The 25,498-nt window shown below is 50.1% G+C and carries 20 protein-coding genes; 16 read left to right on the top strand and 4 right to left on the bottom strand.

Features of this window, described 5'->3' with window-relative positions; all coding sequences use genetic code 11:
• Positions 1 to 13 precede the first annotated feature (13 nt).
• The 9 genes from VNQ80_RS01965 (at position 14) to VNQ80_RS01925 (ending at position 12,214) form a co-directional block, all read left to right on the top strand.
• Positions 14 to 1,819, top strand: a complete 1,806-nt coding sequence (locus VNQ80_RS01965; protein WP_325635764.1) for a RagB/SusD family nutrient uptake outer membrane protein — start codon at positions 14 to 16, stop codon at positions 1,817 to 1,819.
• Positions 1,820 to 1,845: 26 nt separating this feature from the next.
• Complete coding sequence (locus VNQ80_RS01960) at positions 1,846 to 3,036, top strand: BT_3987 domain-containing protein (RefSeq protein WP_325635763.1); 1,191 nt, start codon at positions 1,846 to 1,848, stop codon at positions 3,034 to 3,036.
• 63 nt (positions 3,037 to 3,099) lie between these two features.
• Positions 3,100 to 4,446, top strand: coding sequence for a DegT/DnrJ/EryC1/StrS family aminotransferase (locus VNQ80_RS01955; protein ID WP_325635762.1), 1,347 nt, complete (start codon positions 3,100 to 3,102; stop codon positions 4,444 to 4,446).
• Positions 4,447 to 4,639: 193 nt separating this feature from the next.
• The gene (locus VNQ80_RS01950) at positions 4,640 to 5,458 is read left to right on the top strand and encodes an N-acetylmuramic acid 6-phosphate etherase (RefSeq protein WP_325635761.1); all 819 of its coding nucleotides are present in this window, start codon (positions 4,640 to 4,642) and stop codon (positions 5,456 to 5,458) included.
• Between the two features lies 1 nt (position 5,459).
• Complete coding sequence (locus VNQ80_RS01945) at positions 5,460 to 7,412, top strand: hypothetical protein (protein ID WP_325635760.1); 1,953 nt, start codon at positions 5,460 to 5,462, stop codon at positions 7,410 to 7,412.
• A gap of 6 nt (positions 7,413 to 7,418) precedes the next feature.
• Positions 7,419 to 8,720, top strand: coding sequence for a sugar MFS transporter (locus VNQ80_RS01940; protein WP_325635759.1), 1,302 nt, complete (start codon positions 7,419 to 7,421; stop codon positions 8,718 to 8,720).
• On the top strand, positions 8,717 to 9,559 hold the full coding sequence (locus VNQ80_RS01935; RefSeq protein WP_325635758.1) for a BadF/BadG/BcrA/BcrD ATPase family protein: 843 nt from the start codon (positions 8,717 to 8,719) through the stop codon (positions 9,557 to 9,559). Before VNQ80_RS01940 ends, VNQ80_RS01935 begins: the two co-directional genes overlap by 4 nt.
• Before the next feature lie 102 nt (positions 9,560 to 9,661).
• Positions 9,662 to 11,209, top strand: a complete 1,548-nt coding sequence (locus tag VNQ80_RS01930) for a helicase HerA-like domain-containing protein (protein ID WP_325635757.1) — start codon at positions 9,662 to 9,664, stop codon at positions 11,207 to 11,209.
• Positions 11,210 to 11,302: 93 nt separating this feature from the next.
• Positions 11,303 to 12,214: a nucleotidyltransferase family protein gene (locus VNQ80_RS01925; RefSeq protein ID WP_325635756.1), complete on the top strand. Its 912-nt coding sequence runs from the start codon at positions 11,303 to 11,305 to the stop codon at positions 12,212 to 12,214.
• A 91-nt stretch (positions 12,215 to 12,305) separates the two neighbouring features.
• Here the strand turns inward: VNQ80_RS01925 and dnaK are convergent, their stop codons facing one another.
• Positions 12,306 to 14,228, bottom strand: a complete 1,923-nt coding sequence (gene dnaK / locus VNQ80_RS01920) for a molecular chaperone DnaK (RefSeq protein WP_325635755.1) — start codon at positions 14,226 to 14,228, stop codon at positions 12,306 to 12,308.
• Between the two features lie 291 nt (positions 14,229 to 14,519).
• Between dnaK and VNQ80_RS01915 the strand changes: the two genes are divergently transcribed.
• Together VNQ80_RS01915 and VNQ80_RS01910 are read left to right on the top strand one after the other, a co-directional pair.
• Positions 14,520 to 14,873, top strand: coding sequence for an MmcQ/YjbR family DNA-binding protein (locus VNQ80_RS01915; protein ID WP_325635754.1), 354 nt, complete (start codon positions 14,520 to 14,522; stop codon positions 14,871 to 14,873).
• An 80-nt stretch (positions 14,874 to 14,953) separates the two neighbouring features.
• On the top strand, positions 14,954 to 15,511 hold the full coding sequence (locus VNQ80_RS01910) for a thioredoxin family protein (protein ID WP_325635753.1): 558 nt from the start codon (positions 14,954 to 14,956) through the stop codon (positions 15,509 to 15,511).
• Between the two features lie 205 nt (positions 15,512 to 15,716).
• Here the strand turns inward: VNQ80_RS01910 and VNQ80_RS01905 are convergent, their stop codons facing one another.
• Positions 15,717 to 16,643 (bottom strand): isopenicillin N synthase family dioxygenase, encoded by a 927-nt coding sequence (locus VNQ80_RS01905; protein WP_325635752.1) that lies wholly within the window; start codon positions 16,641 to 16,643, stop codon positions 15,717 to 15,719.
• A gap of 266 nt (positions 16,644 to 16,909) precedes the next feature.
• Between VNQ80_RS01905 and VNQ80_RS01900 the strand changes: the two genes are divergently transcribed.
• From VNQ80_RS01900 to VNQ80_RS01880, 5 genes are read left to right on the top strand one after another with little or no spacing between them, the layout of a single operon-like run.
• The gene (locus VNQ80_RS01900; protein WP_325635751.1) at positions 16,910 to 17,341 is read left to right on the top strand and encodes a MarR family transcriptional regulator; all 432 of its coding nucleotides are present in this window, start codon (positions 16,910 to 16,912) and stop codon (positions 17,339 to 17,341) included.
• A 45-nt stretch (positions 17,342 to 17,386) separates the two neighbouring features.
• A complete protein-coding gene (locus VNQ80_RS01895; protein WP_325635750.1) occupies positions 17,387 to 19,810 on the top strand; it encodes a 3-hydroxyacyl-CoA dehydrogenase/enoyl-CoA hydratase family protein in 2,424 nt (807 codons plus the stop codon).
• A gap of 2 nt (positions 19,811 to 19,812) precedes the next feature.
• Positions 19,813 to 20,988, top strand: a complete 1,176-nt coding sequence (locus VNQ80_RS01890) for an acetyl-CoA C-acyltransferase (protein WP_325635748.1) — start codon at positions 19,813 to 19,815, stop codon at positions 20,986 to 20,988.
• Between the two features lie 34 nt (positions 20,989 to 21,022).
• Positions 21,023 to 21,376, top strand: coding sequence for a four helix bundle protein (locus VNQ80_RS01885; RefSeq protein ID WP_325635746.1), 354 nt, complete (start codon positions 21,023 to 21,025; stop codon positions 21,374 to 21,376).
• Between the two features lie 57 nt (positions 21,377 to 21,433).
• On the top strand, positions 21,434 to 23,224 hold the full coding sequence (locus VNQ80_RS01880; protein ID WP_325635744.1) for an acyl-CoA dehydrogenase family protein: 1,791 nt from the start codon (positions 21,434 to 21,436) through the stop codon (positions 23,222 to 23,224).
• A gap of 91 nt (positions 23,225 to 23,315) precedes the next feature.
• On the opposite strand, the gene VNQ80_RS01875 is transcribed toward VNQ80_RS01880, so the two are convergent.
• Positions 23,316 to 23,948, bottom strand: a complete 633-nt coding sequence (locus VNQ80_RS01875) for a YceI family protein (protein ID WP_325635742.1) — start codon at positions 23,946 to 23,948, stop codon at positions 23,316 to 23,318.
• Between the two features lie 131 nt (positions 23,949 to 24,079).
• Entirely contained in the window at positions 24,080 to 25,471 is a 1,392-nt protein-coding gene (locus tag VNQ80_RS01870; RefSeq protein WP_325635739.1) for a hypothetical protein, read from the bottom strand.
• Positions 25,472 to 25,498 lie beyond the last annotated feature (27 nt).

Genomic DNA, 25,498 nt, shown 5'->3' with positions numbered 1-25,498 from the left:
TACCAACCAGATAATGATGAAAAAACTTGTTATACTTGGGTTTGTTGCCATCGTTCAATTGATGATGGCATCCTGCCAGAAGGGCTTTTTGGATAAAGCGCCCGAGGAAGATATTACCATTGAAGAGGCTTTCCTGCAACGTCGGTATGCAGAAGCTTTCCTGACAGATATTTATGCCGGAGTTCCGAATGAAATCTATTTTACGGATATGGCCGAAATACAACCATTTGTCATTGCATCCGACGAGTTGAATGTGCCGTGGCCGGAGAAGTTTGCCAAGCTGGTGAATCGCGGTTCTTGGAATGCATTCAATGTGGCGGGACAGATATGGAAGAACATGTACGAGGGGATACGGAAAGCCAATATATTTCTGAAATACATCGAGCTCACGCCGCTGGATAACACCTTTACCCAAGCAGATAAAGACCGCTGGATTGGCGAAGCACTGTTTTTGCGGGCATTCTACCATTTCATGCTGATGCGGATCTACGGACCCGTGCCCATCATGGATTACGCTGCGAGTCTGGATGAAGATTTCCATCAGATTAAGCGGCGGCCACTGGACGAATGTGTCACGTTTGTCGTCAGCCAGTGTGACGAAGCAATCCAGCGGCTACCTATGAAAGTTGTTGAAAGCCGCCATCTCGGCCGCCCTACTGCCGCTTCGGCACTGGCTTTGAAGGCGCGCGTACTACTTTACCACGCCAGCCCACTGTGGAACGGGAACCCCGACTACGCTGATTTTACCGACAAGGATGGAACGGCCCTGTTTTCCACTTCTTACGCATCGGAGCGGTGGGCAATCGCCGCCGAAGCAAACAAGCAATGCATCGATCAATGCGAGCAGGCCGGCTATCGTTTATTCCGGTCGGCAAGCAACGATCCCATCGCAAATTATCAACAGTTGTTCATCACCAACCACAATGAGGAAGTGTTGTTTGCCCGCAACAGTGGTCGCGACGCATGGATGGAACGTTGCGCATTCCCAGGCAGCTTGGGTGGATGGAACGGCTGGAACCCTACACAGTACATCGTCGATGCGTACGAAATGGCCAACGGCGAAATGCCGATAACTAACTACACAGGTAGCGGTAGTCCCGTTATCAATACGGCATCGGGCTACCTGGAAGCCGGCTATGCGGCGGAAGACGACCCGCAGGGTAGATGGCAGGCGGGCGTAAGAAACATGTATGTGAACCGCGACCCGCGGTTCTATGCAACGATCAATTTCAACGGTGCGTCCTTTGCTGGGCACCGGATGGAGTTCTGGCAAACCGGTGCCGACGGCCGTGGTAATGCTGGCCGAGATTATAACACCACCGGTTATTTGCTAAAGAAGTTCCTGGACCCGTCGGTGAACCTTTCGAAGGGTGAAATTTCGTTAAAGACCTGGATTTTTTTCCGGCTGGGTGAGATTTACCTCAATTATGCCGAAGCATTGAATGAGGCAAGTGGCCCCGTTGCCGACGTATACCAATATGTAGATGCCATCCGTGAGCGGGCAGGTATGCCGCTATTGCCCAAGGGCTTGTCTAAGGAGCAGATGCGGGAACGCATCCGACACGAACGACGTATTGAGCTAGCCTTTGAAACACATCGTTATTTTGATTGCCACCGTTGGAAAATCGCCAATCAAACGGAGAGCGGTCCGTTTTATGGAATGAATATAGCGGCAGGGACACACCTGCAGGACGATGCCTTCTATCAGCGGACTGAGTTTGAAAAACGTGTTTTTCAGGCACCCAAGCACTATCTTTTCCCTATACCGCAAGCGGAAATCGACAAAAATCCCAGTTTCGTGCAGAACCCGGGATGGTAAGGAATAATGGCTAAAAAGTAACAAAGATGAAAATAATAAATTACTATATGGCTGCGGTTTTTGTACTGCTGCTGATGGGATGCAGCAGTAATATCGCAATCGATGAAGATATGGCCACATTAAAGGGGTTCGGAAAGGTGTACATACCGCAGGCTAATGATCAGCCGCTTACTTTGGGCGTTACCCTGACGGATGAAGATTTCCGCATCGGATACAGCGCCTATTATGCAGGCATTAAAAATGCCGAACAGCCTATTTCAGTTTCATTTACCCCCGACGAAAGCTTGGTGGAGGCCTATAACTTGGAAAACGAAGTGGATTACGAGTTTCTGCCCCCTACCAGTTTTTCCCTGTCGCAGACAACCGCGACAATCGATCCCGGGCAACGTTCCACTCCCGTGTTCGATGTGGTGGTGAACCCAAAGGACCAACTGGAGCCCTTTAAACCTTACTTGTTGCCAATAAGACTGACGGCGGAAGGTACGCCCGTAAATGAGGCGCTGCAAACATTGTATGTGGAAGTAATCGCGTCGTTCGGACCCGGTGAAGTGCCCCGCCAAAAGGTATTGTCACTTGGTAGTGGGCAGGAATTGCTGATACCTTTTACGGAAGAACAACTCATCGTACGGGACGCTACGGGTGCCTTACAGCTTTATTCCGCCGATGAAGGTCGCTTCGGCGATGCAAAGGCGATCGGCCAGGGATGGGGTGGTTTTAACCACATCTTCTACTTCACACCTAATCGGATCGTGGCAATCGCGACCGATGTGTTTCAATATCAAGTGGACGCGGCGGGCAATTTTGGGGACAGCCGTACGATTGGTTGGGGCTGGAATATTTTTGACCGTGTTATACCGTATCAGCATTATTTAATCGGCGTCCGGCCCGATGGGTTGACGACTGCTTATCCATATAGCGAGTTTGGTGACCTGGACGGTGGGAACATCCGTGATTTGGCTGCCGATTGGAATCGGTATATCCATTTGTTTGCTTATGGGGATTCGCTGCTTGGCATCCAAGAAGATGGTACCTTATGGCAAATACCGATGGGAGAAACAGGCATGCCGCAGCAGCGCGTACAGCTTGGGAGCGGCTGGGATATGTATGAGTCGGTCGTTGCGTTGGGTGATGATTTGTTGGCGATGGATGCCGCAGGTGACGTGTGGCGTTATGAATTTGATGTTCGTGGGCTCTGGCCACTCAAGGCGAACCAATAATTTAGCCATAGTTTTAACACACTCCATTTTTTTTGTAGGTTTAGTTTAATTTTAATAGCGTATATGAAACAGAAATTTAACAGAAGGGCATTTATCGGCATGACCGCCGCTGCCGGTGCAGGGTTGACCCTTAGTGGCCCACAGTTTGTTTGGGCGCAACAGTCAGCGAAGCCAGCCATCTTGGGTGGTAGTAAAGCATACACTAGTGGTTTTAGTGCATGGCCTATTTTTGATGATACGGAAGAGAAAGCGCTGATTTCGGTATTAAAAAGCGGAAGTTGGGGCCGGCTTAACGGTCCCGTTGTGGCGAGGTTTGAAGAAGCATATGCCGGACTGAACGGCGTTGGTCATTGCTTGGGCGTATCCAGCGGTACGGCGGCACTGACTACCATCTTGGGGGCATTGGATGTCGGCCCAGGGGATGAAATCATCATCCCGGTGTATACGTTTATTGCCACTTATAATGTCGTAGTGTTAAACTATGCATTGCCGATCCTGGTGGATACAGATATAGAAACCTTTCAAATTGACGTAAAAAAAGCGGAAGCTGCAGTGACTGCCCAAACGAAAGCCATTATGCCGGTGCATATCGGCGGCACACCGGCGGATATCGACGCGTTGATGCGGCTAAGTGAAAAAGCCGGTATACCGATCATCGAAGATGCCTGCCAAGCCCACCTTGCTGAATGGAAGGGTAAAAAGGTTGGCAACTTCGGTCTGGCGGGAGCCTTCAGTTTCCAGTCGTCTAAAAACCTCAACTGCGCCGAAGGCGGGGCTATTTTGACCAACGATGCAGACTTTGCTCGGGCCTGCTATACCTTTCACAACCAAGGACAGGGAGGGACGGGTACGTCTTATGGTACGGGCACGGGCACGCGGGCTACAAATTTGAGGTTGACCGAGTTTCAAGGTAATTTGCTGTTGGCACAGATGACACGTTTGCAGCAGCAGGTTAACACGCGTTCGGAAAACGCCAAATACCTGACTGAACTATTGGCCGATATCCCCGGTATCGAACCGGCGAAATGGTACCCGGGGACTACACAGAGCGCCTACCATTTGTATATGTTTCGATACTTGAAGGAACATTTTGGCGGGCTTAGCCGCGACAAATTTGTGGAAGCGCTCAATGCGGAAGGAATACCATGCGACCGGGGTTATGGCCAGATGAACCGTGATGCTTACGTCACCGGCTTGGCCTCCAATCCGCATTACCTGCGGATTTATGGGAAGAAGACCATGCAAGAATGGCTGGAGCGCAATCAATGCCCGCAAAATGATAAATTGACCGGTGAGCAATCACTTTGGTTCTTCCAGACCATGCTGCTGGGCACACGTGAAAATATGGAACAGATTGCGGAAGCGATACGAAAAATCCAAAAATATGCCAGTCAAATCGCGAAGATTTAGTCGAGGGAGTGGAGTTTGGTCGTGGTTGTATTAATAGGGAGCAAAAGGAAAAATACATGAAACCTGCCATGTCAGCGTCTGGCACCAAAGGCGATGTAACCTGCGGAAGCGCAAGCTTCATTGCCGTTGAGGTCAAATAGTGCCAATGAAAATGCAGGTTCCATGAGGCAATTAAAGAACAAATTATTTTCGAATGAATTTGAGAATTACGGAAAGCCAGTCTGCGTACAGGCATTTGGAACAGAAATCAGTCGATGAGCTTATTGGGTTGATTAATCAGGAGGATCAATCGGTTGCAATCCAGGTAAAGGAGGCGCTGCCCCAACTCAGCGGGCTGATTAAAGCGATTGTGGAAAAAGTTAGCACTGGCGGTCGCCTGTTTTATGTGGGTGCTGGTAGTGGTGGTAGGCTTTCCGTATTAGACGTTATCGAGCTTCCGACAACGTATGGGTTACCTAAGGGGGTATTTAACGTCATTTTGGCCGGAGGTGTCGATCGGCTGGCAGATGCATTGGAAGAAAAGGAGGATGATACAGCGGAGGCTTGGGCGCGGTTGCAGGAGGCCGGGGTAACTTCCAACGATGTCGTTGTGGGTATTTCGGCCAGCGGCACCACGCCTTTTGTGTTGGCCGCCCTCCATCAGTGCAAACAACACGGCATCCCCACAGGCTGTATCGTTAGTAACCCCGATTCGCCCATTGCTGCTGCGGCTATGTTCCCTGTGGAAGTTGTCACGGGACCGGAATTTGTTACCGGTAGCACCCGGATGAAGTGCGGTACGGCCCAAAAGATGATATTTGACATGATCAGTACCACCACAATGATTCAATTAGGGCGCGTAGAAGACAACAGCATGGTCAACGTGGCACTGATCAACGACAAAATCACAGACCGGGCCGTACGGATGCTCATGGAAAAGACCGGTATTGCGGATTATGAGGAAGCCAAAACCATACTATTGAGGCATGGTAGTGTAAAGCAAGCGCTGGAAAATGTATCAAAAATCGTTTAGTATGGTGAACTATCGGAAATGGAGCGGCTTTGGTTGTCTCATCGGGCTTGTGGCACTTGTGGCCTTCCCGCCACCCGCATTCGCACAATACGAATACCGCATCGGCAAAGGACAGGCATCCATCGAACCGGATCATGCCATTCTTTCCGTGGCACTAGCCGGCTATGGCGCACCCCGTGAAGGACGCTTTTCGCTCGAATGGAAAGCATGCGCAAACCCAGGTAAGGCAGACGATGCCACAGCGGTAGCTGACCGATTATACATGCTGCGTGAGGGCGGGGTTTGGCAGATCGATTTGAACGAGCTGAAACGCGAAGCGATCGCAGTTGCACAATCGACGAATATCCGCATGATTGCCGGGAGTGAAAATCGGTTATTCGCGTTGGATGTCGATAATGAATTGCTGGAGGCCAAGATACCCAGCCGCGGTGAGTTGCGTTGGAGGCGCAAAGGGGTATTGCAACAAACGCCAAGGGCGTTAACGTATTGGAAGGACCAATTGGTTATGCTGGATACGGCGGGAAGGCTTTGGACTGCGGAAGACCGTCGCGGTCCGTTGACTTGGAACCCTATGTGGGAATGTGACGATGTGATCGATATCATGGGCGACCGGCATGACCTCTATGTACTCACCGCCGAGCAGGAAATCCTGCGGTATGATGAGCCCACCGGCTGGCTACGGGTAGCAATCCACAATGGGATTACCTACAATCAGGATATGCAGTTATTGATGGCGTCTGATAAGGGGTTTTGGGCGTTGGATCGGTCAGGCACACTGTATCAAGGGCAGCACAGTAGCACGCGCCAGCTTGCGGTGAATGCGTTGGTGATTCAAAAAGGGAAAGACCGGGTCGCTGTTTTGGGGGCGGATGTCTGTGGCTTTGATGCCAGCTTTGTGGACGCCGTGAAGCAGGATGTGCAACGAACGCTCGGCATAGCACCCAATGCCGTGATGGTGAATGCGTCGCATACGCATTATGCCCCCGTTACGCAAAAATGGCATACCTGGGGGCCGCATTGCCAAAAACCGGACAGTGCATACCTGTACACGGTGGTTAAATCTGCTGTCATGGACGCGATGAGACAAGCAACACAGACCCTGCAGCCGGCAAACCTATATATCGGGAAGTCGGAAGTTGAAATTGGACATAATCGGAGTCTGCCGGGTACCGACTTACCCTATGACAAGGCGCTTGATGTAATCCGTATCGATTACCAAAACCTGCATAAGGACGATATCGTATTTCTGGCGGGTTGCCATCCCGTGTTCCAAAATGCAGGTCGCGAAGGTGTAACCATTAGCCCGAATTACCCCGGTGTCGCTAGGGAAATGCTGTTGCACCACTCGAATGTAAAATCCGCTATGTTCTTGCAGGGCTGTGGTGGTGATATCAATCCCGTGGATGCGGATCATCGAGTGACAGCGGAAAAATTAGTATCCGCCGTAACGGAAGTGCTTGACGGCGATGCGATGCAACCTATCGAAGGTGACATTACTTTTCACCTGGATACCGTAAAGTTTGACAGCCGTCCCTGGCCGGAAGATAAAATCAGGGAATTCCGGACAGCAAATGCAGGAAGGGAAGGCGACGTTGGTGCAGAGAAGAACGTGCGATGGGCGGATTTGATGCTTAACTATATCAACAGCGATGAAATGCCAGCGACCATGCCGGTGATTGTGCAGACATTTAATATCGGGAACTGGAAACTGATAGGGATTTCAAGGGAAACAACAACCGAATACAGCTTGGGCATCAAGGCACTATGGCCTGACAAATTAGTCACTGTAGCCGGTTATTGCAACGATGTCTCCAGTTATCTCCCCACCAGCAGGCATATTCAAGCCGGCACTTATGAAGGGGCTGATTCATTCTTTTGGTACGGCCAACCGAATATATTTCCCGAGAACGTCTATGAAACGATTATGGAATCTATCAAGTCAAGAAATCGGTAGTAGCTGATGGAGCCACTTCTTCATACCATAACGCAGGGAAAAAGAGGTTCCCTGCAACCACTGGTGATTATCGGTGTTCTATTTTTCATCTTCGGATTCATCACTTGGCTGAGTTCGGTGTTGATTCCCTACCTGCAGATTGCCTGTGAGCTGAATAACTTTCAGTCCTATTTGGTCGCTTTTGCATTTTATATTTCTTATTTCGTGATGGCCGTGCCCTCCGGGTGGCTCCTGAAGTTTACTGGATTCAAAAAGGGAATGTCGGTGGGATTACTCGCGGTAGCGGTTGGGTCCCTGATTTTTGTGCCAGCAGCCAGTTATCGTTCTTATCCACTGTTTCTGTTTGGCCTATTTATTCAGGGAGCCGGGCTCGCTGTATTGCAGACTGCATCAAATCCCTATGTAACGATTCTTGGGCCGATCGAAAGCGCGGCCAAGCGGATCAGCATCATGGGCATCTGCAATGGCATAGCCGGTATTCTCGCACCCGCGATTCTCGGTGCGGTGGTATTGGACAACGCAGACGGTATACAAAATCAGTTGCTTGCATTGACGGATACCGAAAAGGTGGCAGTGTTGGATAAACTCGCCGGCAAAGTGATTATACCTTATTTGATTATCACGGGCATGTTGCTGGTGCTTTCGTTATTGGTTTATCGCTCCAGTTTGCCGGAAATTGATGAATCGACGCTGGAAGCAGAATCGGGTGGAGTGGAAACAAAGGGGAAAACCAGTGTGTTCCAATTCCCACAGCTGCTTTTCGGTGTGCTTGCCCTTTTTGTTTATACAGGTGTTGAGGTTATAGCAGGCAATACCATCATCAGTTACGGTGCTTTTCTAGGTATCCCGTTGTCTACCGCAAAGTTTTTTACTTCCTTTACCCTTGTTGGTATGCTAATCGGTTACTTGATCGGCATAATATGCATACCCCGATTCGTAAGCCAGCGTACCGCACTCAAATGGTCGGCTGGATTAGGAATTATTTTTGGCTTATTTGCTGTATTTACCGACGGTGTGGCATCGGTGGTTTTCGTTGCATTACTCGGTTTGGCCAATTCGCTCGTTTGGCCGTCGGTATGGCCCTTGGCAATCGATGGGTTGGGGAAATTTACCAAGATCGGTTCTTCCCTGCTAGTGATGGCGATTTCCGGGGCAGCGGTTATACCGCTGTTTTATGGTTGGCTTGCCGATCAGTTTGATCCCCATCAGGCTTATTGGGTGGTCATTCCCTGTTACCTCATCATTGGTTGGTATGCGACAGTCGGCTACCGGCTGGGCAAGAAGCAGGAAGGAGGATATCGATTATGATGTTAGTCGCGGACAGCGGATCTACAAAAACCGATTGGGGAATAATTTCGGCTGATGGTTTGACGACCTATTTCTCGACTTCTGGCTATAATCCGTTTTTTATGGATATCGATTCCATTCGGGCCGCCATCTCGTCTGAGGTAGGCGTACACTTGGCCCCACTTGAAGTACATTGTGTTTTTTTCTATGGTGCTGGGTGCCAAGGCAGCCAAGTTTCCAACATGGAGCGGGCGCTGAGACAGGTATTTACAGCAGCTGTTACGGTCGAAGTGTCTGTGGACCTGCTTGCCGCTGCGAAAGCATTGCTTGGTGATCATCCGGGCTTTGCGGCTATTTTGGGTACCGGTACCAATACGTGCCTATACGACGGCAGTGCAATTACCTACCACATCGATTCGCTGGGGTTTCTGCTGGGCGACGAGGGGAGCGGTGCCGCTATCGGGAAACGTATATTAACGGATTTCCTAAGAAACCAGATGGATAGCCCGATACGTGATGCGTTTAAACGCAAATATGGGTTACATGAGGCTGAAATCATGGAGCAGGTATATGCTTCGAATTACCCTAACCGATATTGTGCGTCATTCACACGGTTCCTGGATGAGCCCGAAGCGGAGGGAAAATACCGTGAACGGATTGTCGGGGAGGCTTTTCGGGTTTTCTTCGAAAAATTAGTGTGTTTATATCCCGCATATCGAACGTTGACGTTCAATTGCGTGGGATCTGTCGGTTACCATTTCAGTGATCTGTTAAAAATTGAGGCTGAAAACCGTGGCATGGAGGTAGGATTGATTCTCCCCACAGTTATTGAAAAACTTACCTTGTATCACCATTCTTGATGTAATAAGGTATGGAGATGAATTAAGGGTGAAATTGCAAACCTTTGGTTTGGAATTATATTCCGAAGTGTGTAGCTTCACCCCTGATTTGCTACATACGTTATGGGAGACCAATCCAGTTTTATCGAAAAAGTAACCGCCTCCTACAACCCTAAAGGGGCTTTTATTTTCTTAGGCGCAGGACTGCTCGATGGTGAGGTCATTGCTAGGGCCAAAGTGAACTTGCCATTGAAGATGATGAATCGCCATGGCTTGATTGCTGGCGCTACGGGAACCGGAAAGACCCGTACGTTGCAGTTGATAGCCGAACAGCTTTCGGATGTAGGTGTGCCGGTTTTCTTGCTGGATGTGAAGGGGGATCTCTCGGGGCTGCATCAGCCCGGCGAATCCAATCCGGCGTTGGTGGAGCGCGGTGAAGCACTGGAATGGCCATTTGTGCCCTCCGGGTTTCCGATCGAGCTTTTTTCACTCAGCGGAAAAGTAGGCAACCCGATGCGACTTACCGTGGAGGATTTCGGTCCGGTAATGCTTAGCCGGATTTTAGATCTGAATGATACACAGACAGGGGTGCTGGCTGCCGTGTTCAAGTATGCCGAAGACACTGCCTTGCCCTTGGTGGATTTTGCCGATTTGAAGAAGCTGCTTAGCTATCTCACCGATGGATCGGGAGCGGAAGAGATCAAGGACAGTTATGGGCGAATAAGTGGGAGCACATCCGGGACGATATTGCGCAAACTGGTGGCGCTAGAGCAGCAGGGCGTATCTGATATTTTCGGAGAAAAGGAGTTTGACATTGACGACCTGTTCGGAAGGGTCGACGGTAAAGGGGTAATCAGTCTACTGAATATCTCGGATATCCAGGACCAGCCAATCCTATTTTCCACTTTCCTGTTGAGTCTATTGGCCCAGCTATTTAAAAACCTACCGGAAGTAGGCGACCTCGACAAGCCGAAACTGGTTTTCTTTTTCGAGGAAGCGCACCTGCTCTTCAAAGATGCACCGAAGGCATTTCTCACCCAAGTGGAACAGATCGTGCGGCTTATCCGCTCCAAAGGAGTGGGTGTTTTTTTCTGTACCCAATCGCCGACCGATATACCCGAAAGTGTATTGGGACAACTGGGTAACCGCGTGCAGCATGCCCTACGCGCGTTTACACCCAATGATGCGGAAGCGTTGCGCAAAACGGTAAAAACTTATCCGCGATCCGATTTTTATGAAATAGACCGAGTACTCACGTCGCTCGGGACAGGACAGGCACTGATCACCGTACTTAATGATAAAGGTATCCCGACGGAGGTAGTGGCTACGCACCTCATACCTCCGCGGGCCGTTATGGGACCGGTGGACACCCAAACATATGACCGATTGGTCAAGGCTTCACCCATGTATACGAAATATCACGAAGCAGTGGATCGCCGGAGTGCTTCGGAAATCCTAGAAGAGAAAATGCAGGCACACGCCGCCGAAGAGGCCCGCGAAGCCGAAATCAAGCAGACTGCAAAGAAATCCACAAGTCGGCGAAGTACGCGGCAGACTCCGTTGGAAGCAGCACAGAAAGCGGCGACAACGACATTGGCTAGGGAAGCAACCAAACTACTGGCCCGGCTAGCTAACGGTTTAGTGACGGCAATGTTCCGGAAAAGGCGTTGAGGCGATAGCAACGGTGGATATTTTTATATCAGTAGGAATTTAGCTAAGTTTGGCCATTTGAAGAACACAATTCATCATAATTAAGTTAAAACAATGAGTAAACCCACCTTGTTAATTCTCGCGGCCGGTATGGCCAGCCGCTATGGAAGCATGAAACAGATAGACCCATTCGGGCCTAACGGAGAAACGATTATCGACTATTCCATCTATGATGCCATCCGGGCTGGGTTTGGAAAAGTGAGTTTCATCATCCGGGAGGAATTTGCGGATAAATTCAAGGAGATATTCGAGTCGAAGCTAGCTGGAAAGATTGCGACGGACTACGTTTACCAAAGTTATGATTTGACACCGTTTGGCATCGATAAGCAAATCGAGCGTTCGAAACCCTGGGGAACTGCCCATGCGGTACTTTCTGCTCGTAATCAAATCAACGAACCATTCTGCGTCATTAATGCCGACGATTTCTATGGCTATGAAGCGTTTGAAAAGATGGCCAAATTCCTTACCCATGAGGTGACTGACAATAAGTTTTCGTTGATGGGCTACCAGATAGATAAGACCTTGTCTGATTATGGTTCTGTTTCGCGCGGGGTATGCAAGGTGGATGATGAAGGTAACATGACGGAAATCGATGAGCGGCTGAAGGTTTATTTTAAGGAAGTGGATGGCGAAAAGCGCATTTTCTTTGAGGAAGATGGTGTGGAAACCGAACTGCCCAGGAGCAGCAGGGTGTCGATGAATTTCTGGGGTTTTACGCCTGCCATTTTCAAGGTAAGCGAGGAGTTGTTCAAAGCATTTGTGCCGGCCAATGAAGATAATCCGAAGTCGGAGTTTTTGATTCCGAAGGTGGCCGATGAATTGATTAAGCAAGGCAAAGCAACCTTTAAGGTGCTTCCCACCTCGCAAAAGTGGTTCGGAGTTACCTATCCCGAAGATAAGCCCATTGTGCAGGAAAGTATTGCCAAATTGGTGAATAGTGGTGCATATCCCGAAAAGCTGTTTTAAGAACTAGAAAAATAACTAATAAAAAACCTCGCAGGTCTATCCCGCGAGGTTTTTTGTTAGTTATGATGACTAACGACTAGCGACTTAAAACTTATTTCTTGTCGTCGTCTTTGACTTCTTCGAATTCGACATCGGTCACGTCGTCGTTGCCCGCTGCCTGCTCTGCACCACCTTCTGCACCAGCTTGCCCGTTGGCTGCCGCTGCTTCCTGAGAAGCCTTGTACATCTCCTCGGAGGCCGCATTCCATGCATTTTGCAATTCAGCTTGAGCCGCATCGATTGCAGCGAAGTCTTTAGCCGCGTGCGCATCTTTTAACTTCTTCAGACCATCTTCAATGGGTGCTTTTTTATCCGCACCGATTTTATCGCCGTATTCCTTCAGCTGTTTTTCCGTAGAGAAGATGAGGGCATCAGCAGCATTCAGCTTGTCGATTTCCTCTTTTGCTTTCTTGTCTGCCTCGGCATTGGCTTCGGCTTCCTGCTTCATCTTTTGGATTTCGTCGTCGGTCAACCCGGAAGATGCCTCTATGCGGATTTTTTGTTCCTTTCCGGTGGCTTTGTCTTTCGCCGAAACATGCAGAATACCGTTGGCGTCGATGTCGAATGTCACTTCGACCTGCGGTACACCGCGCGGTGCGGGTGGGATGCCATCCAAGTGGAACCGCCCGATGGTGCGATTTTGCGCCGCCATAGGCCGTTCGCCCTGTAAGATGTGGATTTCCACGGAAGGCTGGTTATCCGATGCCGTAGAAAACACTTCCGATTTCTTGCTCGGGATGGTGGTATTCGACTCGATGAGCTTGGTCATGACGCCACCCATGGTTTCGATACCCAACGACAGCGGGGTCACGTCGAGCAACAGTACATCTTTCACTTCGCCGGTCAATACACCGCCTTGGATAGCAGCACCGAGTGCAACCACTTCGTCCGGATTTACACCTTTAGAAGGCTCCTTGCCGAAGAATTTCTTCACTGCTTCCTGGATGGCCGGAATCCGGGTTGATCCACCGACGAGGATGATTTCATCGATATCGGAGGCCGAGTAACCTGCATTTTTCAGTGCTGATTTACAAGGATCGATCGTCCGCTTAATCAGGCTATCAGCCAACTGCTCAAACTTAGCACGGCTTAGGGTGCGTACCAAGTGCTTGGGGCCAGTTTGGTCTGCCGTGATGTAGGGCAGGTTAATCTCGGTGGAAGAAGAACTTGACAATTCCACTTTGGCTTTTTCCGCCGCTTCTTTCAAGCGTTGCAGTGCCATCGGGTCTTTGCTCAAGTCGAAACCGTTGTTGTCGTTCTTGAACTCGTCATTCAACCAATCGATGATAACCTGGTCAAAGTCGTCACCACCCAAATGGGTATCTCCATCGGTTGATTTTACTTCAAATACACCGTCGCCCAGTTCCAAGATGGATACGTCGTGCGTGCCGCCACCGCAGTCGAATACGGCGATTTTCATGTCCTTGCTGGATTTATCCAATCCATAAGCAAGCGCTGCCGCCGTCGGCTCGTTGATGATCCGCTTTACAGTTAACCCTGCAATCTCGCCCGCTTCTTTGGTTGCTTGGCGCTGTGCGTCGTTAAAATAAGCAGGCACCGTAATTACGGCTTCCGATACCTCCTGGCCTAGGAAATCCTCTGCGGTTTTTTTCATTTTCTGCAGAACCATTGCAGAAATTTCCTGAGGGGTGTATTTGCGATCGTCTATTTCCACACGGGGTGTGTTATTATCGCCCTTCACAATGCTGTAAGGTACACGTTTGGCCTCCTTGGCGGCCTCGTCATAAGTTGTACCCATAAACCGCTTGATGGAAGAGACGGTTTTTTTTGGGTTGGTAATGGCTTGGCGCTTAGCAGGGTCACCCACCTTGCGTTCACCATTCTCTACGAATGCCACAATCGAAGGGGTGGTGCGTTTACCTTCGTTGTTGGTGATGACTACCGGCTCATTACCCTCCATCACAGCTACGCAAGAGTTGGTAGTTCCTAAGTCGATTCCAATAATTTTTGCCATATCTTTATTTCTTTTTTCTACTTGATAAAATCACTTGTGCTATTCAAGTAACAAGCCTTGTGCCAATTGCACTTTCGATGCCAATTGTCTCCGGATAGCAATTAAAGCGTCATTATCAGTAATTGCATCATGACATTGTGTCATTTTGTCCGGGGATATGAGACATGAGATATGAGATTTCCGTTTTGCGATTTGATTGAATAATGTCGATGTTTGATCCGAAGTAATCAGTAAACGTAAGATTAGCGACGTAAGACTATCGACATAAGACTATCGACCAACGACTAAAACATGCATATCGAACAATTACGTGAATATTGCCTAGCCAAACCCGCGGTAACGGAAAGCTGTCCGTTCGGTCCGGATGCACTCGTATTCAAGGTAGCCGGTAAAATGTTTCTCCTCGCCGGGCTGGATAGCCAGCCACTGTCGTTCAGCGCCAAGTGTGACCCCGAATTTGCGCTGGAGTTGCGTGATCAGCACCCGCACACGATCCAAGGAGCCTACCACATGAATAAACGCCATTGGAACCAGGTGGCTTGTGATGGCGAATTAAGCGATCAACAGTTGGCCGAGCTTGTTGACCATAGTTATGAGCTGGTGGTAGCCGGATTGCCTAAGCGCATCCGGGAGAACTTGCAATAGGGGAATCTGACACTGCCGCGACGTATCGCCGGTACGCATTGCCTACCTTTACACGCAAAATAGTTAACAGTTTTGCATCGATGAATTTTCAATCTTATCGGGCTGAATTCAGCCGAATATTAGACGATCCTATGCCGCAACCCCCATACGATAATGCGGTATATCTCGATTACACCAAGCTCAACTGGTCGCGGATGAATCGATGGTTGAAGAAAGGCGAGTTGTCCGCAACGTTTGGCGAAACGATTAGGGCGATTTCACAGCCCCAGCAATGGATTGTGATTACCGAGCCTTGGTGCGGCGATGCCGCACACTCCGTGCCTTTTATACAACTGGCTGCCGAACTGAACCCGCTGATTTCCGTGGACTACGAGTTGCGCGATGCTGAGCCGTTCCGTATCAACGAATACTTGACTGGTGGAAGTAAGTCCATTCCCAAATTGATCATCCGGGATGGCCAAGGTACTGATCTCGCCACATGGGGGCCGCGCCCGGCGGAATGCCAAAAGCTGTTTGATCGGCTTAAGGCGGAGAACGCCGACTTCGAACAACAGAAAATCGCTACGCAGCAATGGTATAATGCCGATAAAGGGCAGTCTGTACAGGCTGAGTTGGAAGCAATTTTCACGGCGTTTTAAGTCGTTAGGAATAGGTTAGTCGGCCGTGTACCTGCTGGTGGACCGTTGTCTGACTGCTGCGCGTGGCTTAGCGGTTTGCGTGCGGTGAGCTGGTAGTTTGCCGGCTGTTTTGCGCACCCTTATGGCAAGAAGACCACAAGCAAACCCCCAGCAAACCCCTCCATAAGGCGAGGCCTTCCAGTCGCGGGTTTCCAACGTGTCTACATTACATCTTTAATCCGATTTCACGGAGCCGTTCGTCCAAATACTCGCCTGCCGTCACATCCGGATAGGCCTTCGGGTGTTCGGCATCGATACATGATCCCAGTGCTGCCAAACTCATATCGGCTTTCGGGTGAAGAAAGAACGGTACGGAGAACCGGGAGGTCGTCATCAGTTCACGTGGCGGATTGACTACGCGGTGTGTGGTCGATTTCAGTTTGTTGTTGGTGAGCCGTTGAAGCATGTCGCCCACGTTTACCACGATGTCCTCACCGTGGGCTTTCACCGGATACCACGTACCGTCCCGGGTGAGTACTTCCAACCCATCAGCACTAGCGCCAATAAGTAACGTGATGAGATTGATGTCTTCATGGGCGCCGGCGCGTACGGCGTCGTCGGGTAAGCTGTCCGGGTCTTCGATCGGAAAATAATGGATGGCACGTAGGATGGAATTGCCTTGTATGACCTTGGGTTCGAAATAGTCCTCTTCCAAGCCCAGGTATACGGCGATCGCTTTGAGCAATGCACGGCCCGCGGTTTCCAGCCGCCGGAACACGTCACCGGTTACTTGGTCGAAACGCGGCAATTCATCCACAACGGGGTTATCCTCCTGCCCGCGTTGCCAAAACTCTTTCAGGTCCGGAACCTTTGCATCTTTCGCTTTTTCTTTCCCTTTCGATGTATAACCCCGCTGCCCAGCAAGGCCGGGGATTTCGTATTTTGATTTCGTATTTTCAGGCATGGAGAAAAAGGCTTGGACAACCTGGTACAATTCATCGATCAATGCCTTATCCATGCCATGGTTGGCGATGGTGACAAACCCCGTCTCATTGAACGCCTTGCCAACGGCCTGTGAAAATTGATGGCGCTGCTCCGCCGATCCGTGGGTGTAGTCATGCAGGTCGAGCCTTGGGATGTGTATGTTTGCCATGCTTTTTTAAAGTAAAGGTACAAGTTTTTGACGATTTACAAGGGTTGTATCCGACTTAGCGGGCTTCAAATTCCTTCGGGTATTCAGTTGCACAATCCTTTCGCCAATGGATAATTAGTCGGAGCGCAATTAATCGCCAAGGTACCTTATTGAAGGTCTACCATCTTCAGATTGAAATGGGCTCCTAATTTCTACAAAAATTTGCAATCCAAGATTATTCCACTTAAATTTGCTATGCATGCATAATAAATTGAATGCAAAACCGTATGAGCGACGACAATACAATAGACTATTACCTGAAGGCTGCCTGGCAGTCAGCAGCCAATAAATATAACCAGATTGCCTCGCGTTTCGGGATTACCCAAGCTACGGGGTATGTGCTCATCAATATCCATAAAGAAGGCACGCCGGTTTCGCAGATTGCCAATCTGTTGGGGGTCAAGACCACGAGCTTGTCGCGTATTCTCAACAATCTGGAAAGGTTAGGGTTGATTTACAGGGAGACCAATAGTGCCGATAAGCGCTCTGTAAAAGTTTTCCTGACGGAATTGGGCAAAGAGAAACGGGAGCAAGCCAAAGATGTGGTGCGAAAATTCAACGCTTACCTCGACGAACACCTCTCTGATGAAGAACGGTCGTCGGCAATTCACACGTTGAAGCGTATCAACCAGTTGGCCACACAGTATAAACCGGAGTGAGGTTTGAGACATTAGACATTAGACACTAGACATCAGACACTAGATATGAGACGAATTAAGAAAGTAGCTGTATTAGGCTCGGGGGTGATGGGTTCGCGCATCGCCTGCCATTTCGCCAATATCGGTGTGGAAGTATTGCTGCTCGATATTGTACCCAATGAATTGACCAAACCGGAAGCGGCCAAAGGCCTCACGCTCGACAGCAAGGCGGTACGTAACCGCATCGTGAACCAGTCGCTGGAGAGCGCCATCAAAGGTAATCCCTCGCCTGTATTTAGCAAACGTAGCGCAAAGCTAATCACCACCGGTAATTTCGACGATGATTTCGCCGATATTGCATCTGCCGACTGGGTCATCGAGGTGGTGGTTGAGCGGTTGGATATCAAAAAACAGGTGTTCGACCGGGTGGAACAGCACCGCAAGGCCGGGACATTAATTACTTCCAATACCTCGGGTATTCCTATCCATCTCATGACCGAAGGGCGGAGCGATGACTTCAAAGCGCACTTCTGTGGCACACACTTCTTCAACCCACCCCGTTACCTGCGGCTGCTCGAAATTATTCCGACACCGGATACCAAGCCGGAGGTCGTCGATTTCCTGATGCATTATGGCGACAAGTTCCTCGGTAAAACCACCGTGCTCTGCAAAGATACGCCGGCATTCATTGGGAACCGCATTGGGGTGTATTCCATGCTGGCACTTACCCATTTGGTCGAACAACTTGGTCTAACGGTCGTAGAAGTGGATAAGTTTACCGGTCCGGCAATGGGACATCCCAAGTCGGCGACATTCCGTACTGCCGATGTGGTGGGCCTCGATACACTGGTGAACGTGGCTAACGGATTGGCGGAGAATGCTCCCGAGGATGAAGCCAACGGTGTTTTCCAGTTGCCTGACTATATCCGGCAGATGGTCGACAAAAAATGGCTCGGCGAGAAGAGCGGACAGGGGTTCTACAAAAAAATAAAGGACGACAAAGGAAACAGCGTAATTTTGGCGCTCGATCTGAAAACGCTGGAATACCGCCAGCAGGATAAGGTGAAGTCGGCGACGCTAGATGCTACGAAAGCAGCGGATGACATCCGCAAACGGATGAAAGTGTACGAACAGGGAACTGATAAAGCAGGCGCGTTTTTTCGCGCCATGCATTACCCATTGTTCGAATACGTTTCCCGGCGGGTACCCGAAATTACCGACGAATTTTTCCGTATCGATGATGCCATGCGTGCCGGATTCGGATGGGAGCTCGGTCCGTTTGAAGTGTGGGATGCGCTAGGCGTGAAGGAAACCATTGAGAAGATAAAATCAGAAGAAAAGCGCGTGCCGGGTCACAGTGGTGAAGTGGCTGGATGGGTACAGGATATGCTGGCTGCTGGCCACGATTCCTTTTACAAGGTGGAGAATGGGGTACGGCACTTTTACGATATTGGGAGTAAGTCGTATAAATCCATCCCGGGTACGGAAGGCTTCATTATCCTGGATAATATCCGCGGACAAAAGACCATCTGGAAGAATAATGGCCTTACCATCACCGACCTCGGCGACGGCATCCTCAACGCTGAGTTCCACACCAAGATGAATACGATAGGGGGCGACGTAATCCAGGGACTACATAGAGCGATCGACCTCGCGGAAAAGGACTTTCGTGGACTCGTGGTGGGTAATGATGGTGCCAATTTCTCGGCTGGGGCAAACATCGGCATGATTTTCATGATGGCTGTAGAACAGGATTACGACGAGCTGAACATGGCGGTGAAGACCTTTCAGGATACTGCGATGCGATTGCGGTACTCCGCGATACCCGTGGTAGCGGCACCATTTAATCTTGCATTGGGCGGAGGCTGTGAGTTTTCGATGCACGCTGACTTCGTACAGTTGCACGCCGAGACCTATATGGGGCTGGTGGAATTTGGAGTGGGAGTTATACCCGGGGGAGGTGGCTCCAAGGAGTTCGCCCTCCGCGCCTCAGACGAATTCAAAGAGGGGCAGATTGTGCAGCAGGTGTTGCGGGATCGGTTCCTCACCATTGGGCAGGCTAAAGTGTCTACCTCGGCCGTAGAAGCCTTTGAGCTTGGGTATTTGGAAGCCGGTAAGTATGCCATCAGCATGAACCGTAGCCGGTTGCTGGCGGACGCTAAGGCAAAGGCGATTGAATTGGCGGAAGCTGGGTACACGCAACCGGTACGGCGTACGGACATCACGGTGCTGGGCAAGCAGGGACTGGGCATCGTGTATGCCGGGGCGAACTCCATGCGTGCCGGCAACTACATCTCCGAACACGACCAGAAGATTTCCGAAAAGTTGGGCTGGGTGATGTGTGGCGGCGACCTGTCGTCGCCTACCGAAGTATCGGAACAATACCTGCTGGATCTCGAGCGGGAAGCCTTCTTATCGCTATGCGGTGAGCGGAAAACGTTGGAGCGGATCCAGCATATGTTAACCACAGGTAAACCACTAAGAAATTAACTATGGAAGCGTACATTATAGCAGGGTATCGAACTGCCGTAGGAAAAGCACCACGTGGCGTATTCCGTTTCACGCGGGCAGATGACCTTGCGGCGGATGTCATCAAGCACCTTATCGCATCGGTACCTAATCTCGATAAAGAACAAATCGATGACGTAATCGTAGGCAATGCCACGCCGGAGGCGGAGCAGGGACTTAACATCGGCCGGATGATTTCCCTGATGGGGCTCGATACGGAAAAAGTACCGGGTGTGACGGTGAACCGCTATTGTGCTTCCGGCTTAGAAACCATCGCCACGGCCGTGGCTAAAATCAAGTCGGGCATGGTGGATGCCATTATCGCAGGCGGCGTAGAAGTCATGTCGGGTATGCCGTTTGGCGGTTGGAAACTAGTGCCCAACCCGGAAGTGGCAAAGCAGCATCCCGACTGGTACTGGGGGATGGGGCTTACTGCGGAAGCTGTGGCAAAGGAATATAAGGTAAGCAGGGAGGACCAAGATGCGTTTTCGCTGAAATCGCACCAGAAAGCCGTGGCTGCTATCGCGAATGGGCACCTGAAAGATGGCATTGTGCCGATTACGGTTCATGAACGTTATCTGGAAGACGGCAAAAAGATCAAAAGCCGCGAGTATGTTGTGGATACCGATGAAGGGCCTCGGGCAGATACGAGCTTGGAAGCCTTGGCCAAGCTGAAACCGGTCTTTGCGGCGGGGGGAACGGTGACCGCCGGAAATTCGTCGCAGACATCGGATGGTGCTGCGTTCGTGCTGGTCGTTTCCGAAAAGAAAATGAAGGAACTAAAAGCCGAACCCGTCGCTCGGTTGGTGAGTTATGGCGTAGCCGGTGTGCCACCCCGCATCATGGGCATCGGACCTATTGAAGCCATCCCCAAAGCATTGAAGATGGCGGGAATGAAGTTGGAAGATATGAGTCTCATTGAGCTGAACGAGGCATTTGCTGCCCAATCATTGGCAGTAATCCGCGAGCTCGGAATCAATGAGGACATCCTAAATGTAAACGGCGGAGCTATCGCATTGGGACACCCGTTGGGTTGCTCGGGAGCCAAACTTTCCGTGCAGTTGTTCCACGAATTAAAGCGCCGGGACCAAAAGTATGGTATGGTAACGATGTGCGTGGGTACCGGCCAAGGCGCCGCGGGTATCTTTGAGATGCTTTGATTGAGGAACAAGGAACAAGGATTTAAGGATAGGTATGCATAATTTTAGGCAGTTAGCTATTTGGAAAGAATCGATGAAGTTAGCTAAAGAAATATACACCGTAACTACTGAATTTCCCGATAGTGAGAAGTATGGTATCATAAGTCAAATGCGACGTTGTAGTGTATCCATACCGTCTAATATAGCTGAAGGGTCATCGCGGAACTCCAATAAAGAATTCTCTTATTTTCTTCGCATAGCACTCGGATCCTCGTTTGAGTTAGACACCCAGTTAATGCTTGCCGGCGATTTGGGTTTCATCTCGTTAAATAATCAAACGCAATTGAGTGAACAGATTGTTTTGATACAAAAGAAAATAACGAATTTTTTGAAAACATTGAATAAATAGGCTGGAAAGGAAGGAGTCTTTTATCCTTGCTCTTTTCATCCTTAATCAATTAAAGACATGACAAGTGAAAAAAAATCAACGATAAAAGGCGGTGAATTCGTTATTCGCGAAACATCCTTTAAAGAGGTGTTCATTCCGGAGGAATTTGACGAAGAGCAGGTGATGATCCGGCAGACGTGCGAGGATTTCCTGGAGGCGGAGGTTTTACCCAACCTGGATCGTATCGATGCACAGGAGGAGGGACTGATGGAAAGCCTGCTTGACAAAGCCGGCGAGCTGGGGCTGCTGGGTGTCTCCGTTCCGGAGGCCTACGGCGGATTCGGGAAGAATTTCAATACTTCCATGCTGGTAGCCGATGTAATCGGTGCGGGCCATTCCTTCGCTGTGGCACTTTCGGCACATACCGGTATTGGCACGTTGCCCATCCTTTATTATGGCAACGATACCCAAAAGGAAAAGTACCTGCCCAAACTGGCGACGGGTGAATGGAAAGCAGCCTACTGCCTCACAGAACCGAATTCGGGATCTGACGCCAATTCAGGGCGCACTAGTGCTAAACTAAACGCCGAGGGAACACACTACCTCCTCAACGGACAGAAGATGTGGATCACCAATGGTGGCTTTGCCGATGTATTCATCGTATTTGCGAAAATTGACGATGATAAGAACCTCACGGCGTTTATTGTGGAGCGTGGCTTCGGCGGCATTACCATGAATCCCGAAGAGCACAAGCTAGGTATCAAGGGATCGTCTACCCGGCAGCTGTTTTTCAACGACTGCCCCGTGCCGGTCGAAAATAGGCTCTCCGAGCGGGAAAACGGGTTCAAGATTGCCGTGAATATCCTCAACGTGGGGCGCATCAAGCTTGGTGCCGCTACCATTGGCTCTTCTAGACGGGTGATCAACCAAGCCGTGAACTACGCCAATGAACGCATGCAGTTTGGTTTGCCGATTTCCAAATTCGGTGCCATCCGCTATAAGCTTGCTGAGATGGCCGTACGGAACTATGCGGTGGAAAGTGCCGCGTACCGCGCTGGCCAAAACATCGACGATGCGTATGATGCATTGGTGGCAGAGGGTATGGATGCGGCCAAAGCCAAGCTGAAGGCGACCGAACAATTTGCCATCGAGTGTGCCGTACTGAAAGTGTGGGGCTCGGAAATGCTCGACTACGTGGTGGATGAAGGGGTACAGATTTACGGCGGTATGGGCTATTCGGCCGATGCGCCGATGGAACGTGCCTACCGCGATTCGCGCATCAACCGCATTTTTGAAGGCACCAATGAAGTGAACCGTTTGCTCATTGTGGATATGCTGCTGAAACGCGCACTTAAAGGGGAGCTTGACCTCATGGGGCCGGCGCAGGCGGTGGCCGGTGAATTGATGGCCATTCCCGATTTTAGCGAGATAGACGATGCTCCCTTCGTGTATGAAAAGAAGCTGCTTGCCAACCTCAAGAAAGCGGGTCTGCTGGTGGCGGGTGCTGCTGTGCAAAAGCTGATGATGACGTTGCAAAAGGAACAGGAGATATTGATGAATATCGCCGATATTATCGGTTATGTGTATTTAGCGGAATCGACCCTGCTTCGTGCCGAGAAACTGGTGCAACAGCGGGGTGAAGGAACGGCACAACGGCAGGTGGATATCGCACGGATCTACTTGCACACCGCGATCGACCGCGTGTACCTCGCCGGCAAGGAGGCGCTTCATTCCTTTGCCGAAGGCGATGAATTGAAAATGATGTTGGTCGGCATACGGCGCTTCACCAAGGCCGAACCCTATAACATCAAGGAAGCCCGGCAACGGGTGGCCCAAGCATTAATTGAAGCAAATGGCTGGTGCTTTTAGAGCCGAATTTAAACAGACTCTAAACGACTCACAAACACATGAAACGGAACCGGGACAACAGATGTTGTTCCGGTTTTTTTGATGCCTACCTTTATTTACAGCTATCGAGGATTAATGTAAAAGCAACATCAAAATCATCTTTTACTTTCACCAGGCCACCGATTTTTTTGGGAGGACTAAGGTCGAAATCAGCGAATGTAAACGCCTTGCTACCCTCAAGTTTATAACCAGTGGTAGTCTTTGAAAAAGCATATTTCAGGTAAAATGATTTGCGCTGGCCCGCAAGTTCGATAAGGACCCTCCCGGTAATGAGATCGTCGCCGCCGTCGCATACAGGCATCCGGTCTAGCCATACGAAATGGATGGTCATTTGCGGATGCTGGTCAGCGTTTAGCGTTTTCCGGAGATCGCTGGTGAGCATCCGGTTACCACAGTCAAATTGGTTGATGTCAATACGGATGAAACCCTCCATGTTTACACCTTTGCCATTTTTTGGGATCATACCTTTCAATGCTTGGGTGCTGAGTGCGCCGGAAGCCATACATCCAAAGGTATTGACATTGGAGCTGCCTTTAATGGAAATGAAACTGCTGGGCAGTACACGCCAATGCAACATAGAACTTCCGTTTTCGTATATGCTATCTGCTTTGAATGAAACCAACAGGCAGAACATACCCAACCAGAAAAACATTGAAAGGAGCGATAAGTATGGGGATGTTTTCATGACATTGTGTGTTTAATGGGAAGTCCAAAAAGTCTCGCGTTTTGTTTTGCGATTGGAATGCCGTATGTCGGATTGTTTCGCACTGTTGGAGACTTTTTGGACAACTTCTTCATAGCTTTCAACGCATGTGGCTAAAACGCGATGATGGCTTCGAGGACGGCCCCGTTGAATTTGCCGCTGTGGCGGTAATCGGTGGTGGGGAAGTCGTTGTATTTTTGAATGACATACTCGCCTTTCATCAGGATGTTTTTGGTGATGAACCAGCCCGCACCTGAGGCGAAGCGATTGACATTCACGTCGGTGAGGTTGCCGGAAAGCAACAACTCCGAGTTTACCACATTATACCGTAAACCGATATATAAGTTTTCATAGCTCCCAAACCGGTATAATCCCTCCAAGGCGTACTGCGTGGTCACCCGGTTGTCGGCATCAGCGGTGGCTTTCGCCCGGCCACTCGCATATTCGTAGGTGCCGAAGAATTCGAGGCCTTGCATTTTTGCGAAGCCGTTGATCATTATCGCATTCAGCTTGCCGTTGTAGCCGGGGTTGAAGCGCCCCGAGCTGTACATGGCCGTAGCTGCCTTAGCGGTGCCATTGGTATAATACTGCTCCATGACGTTTTGGTAGTTGGATCCGGTACGGTCGCCGGCATATAAAGTCAGTCCCGACCCACCGGTGCCACTGTTGTGATACAAGCTGCCGGTCAACCGTAGCCTGAGATCGTCATTGACCTGTTTATCAATACCGGTCTTCAGATATATGGAGGGGTTAGCTGCACCGAATTGATTGCCGGCAGTCTCTTCGATTTCCTGTGCTGCACCACGGATCATCCCGTTGCTAATGCCTACCATACCAAAGATTCCGTTTTTCTGGATATAGACCTCTCCGGCAATTTCTGTGGCGAACGCATCCATGATATTGCCTTCCATAAAGGGGCTGTAAAGGGTATGTCCGCCATCTGGCCTACGGAAGTGGGCATCACCATAATTGATTTCCATATGGCCGGCCTTTACCGTGACCAGCTCGGAAAGGTTATCCCAGAATTTTCCATCAAAAGGGAACTTATCGATCTGGAGGTAACCACCTTTTACCCAAAATTCGTTATGGTGGCGAGATGACATGTAGTTGGCCAAATGCAGCCGGATACCTTCGCCTAGTTGGGCATCGATATAGAGGTTGGCCTGGGCAGTCATGAATCCGGGTGCTAGGGGAAAGAGCGCATTGTCCGATGTCCCGGTGTTATTTTCGGCGCCGGGGTTTTCATTTTTCAACGACTGGAATTGCTGGGTAAAGCCCGCTCCGAAGCTGATTTTCCGGCCGGTATAACGCGTGTTCAGGTCGGCTTTTGTTGTCTCGAATACATGGAGGCCGCGCTTGTCATAAGGGCGAAAAAAATCGGGCTCGCCATATTGGATGATGGGGCCACGGTCGACATCCCTTTCTTCCTGGGCGAGGGTAATTGCCGGTATCGTGGCGACCGCAAGGGCCGCAAAAATGGCGAGGGCTGCTGATGAAGTTTTCATGATTTTTAGCTGTTGAGGTAATTTATG

This window comes from Parapedobacter sp., from assembly GCF_035556095.1.
GTDB lineage: Bacteria > Bacteroidota > Bacteroidia > Sphingobacteriales > Sphingobacteriaceae > Parapedobacter.
The sequence above is the reverse complement of the archived record's forward strand: the minus strand, read 5'-3'. Positions and strand labels throughout refer to the sequence as shown.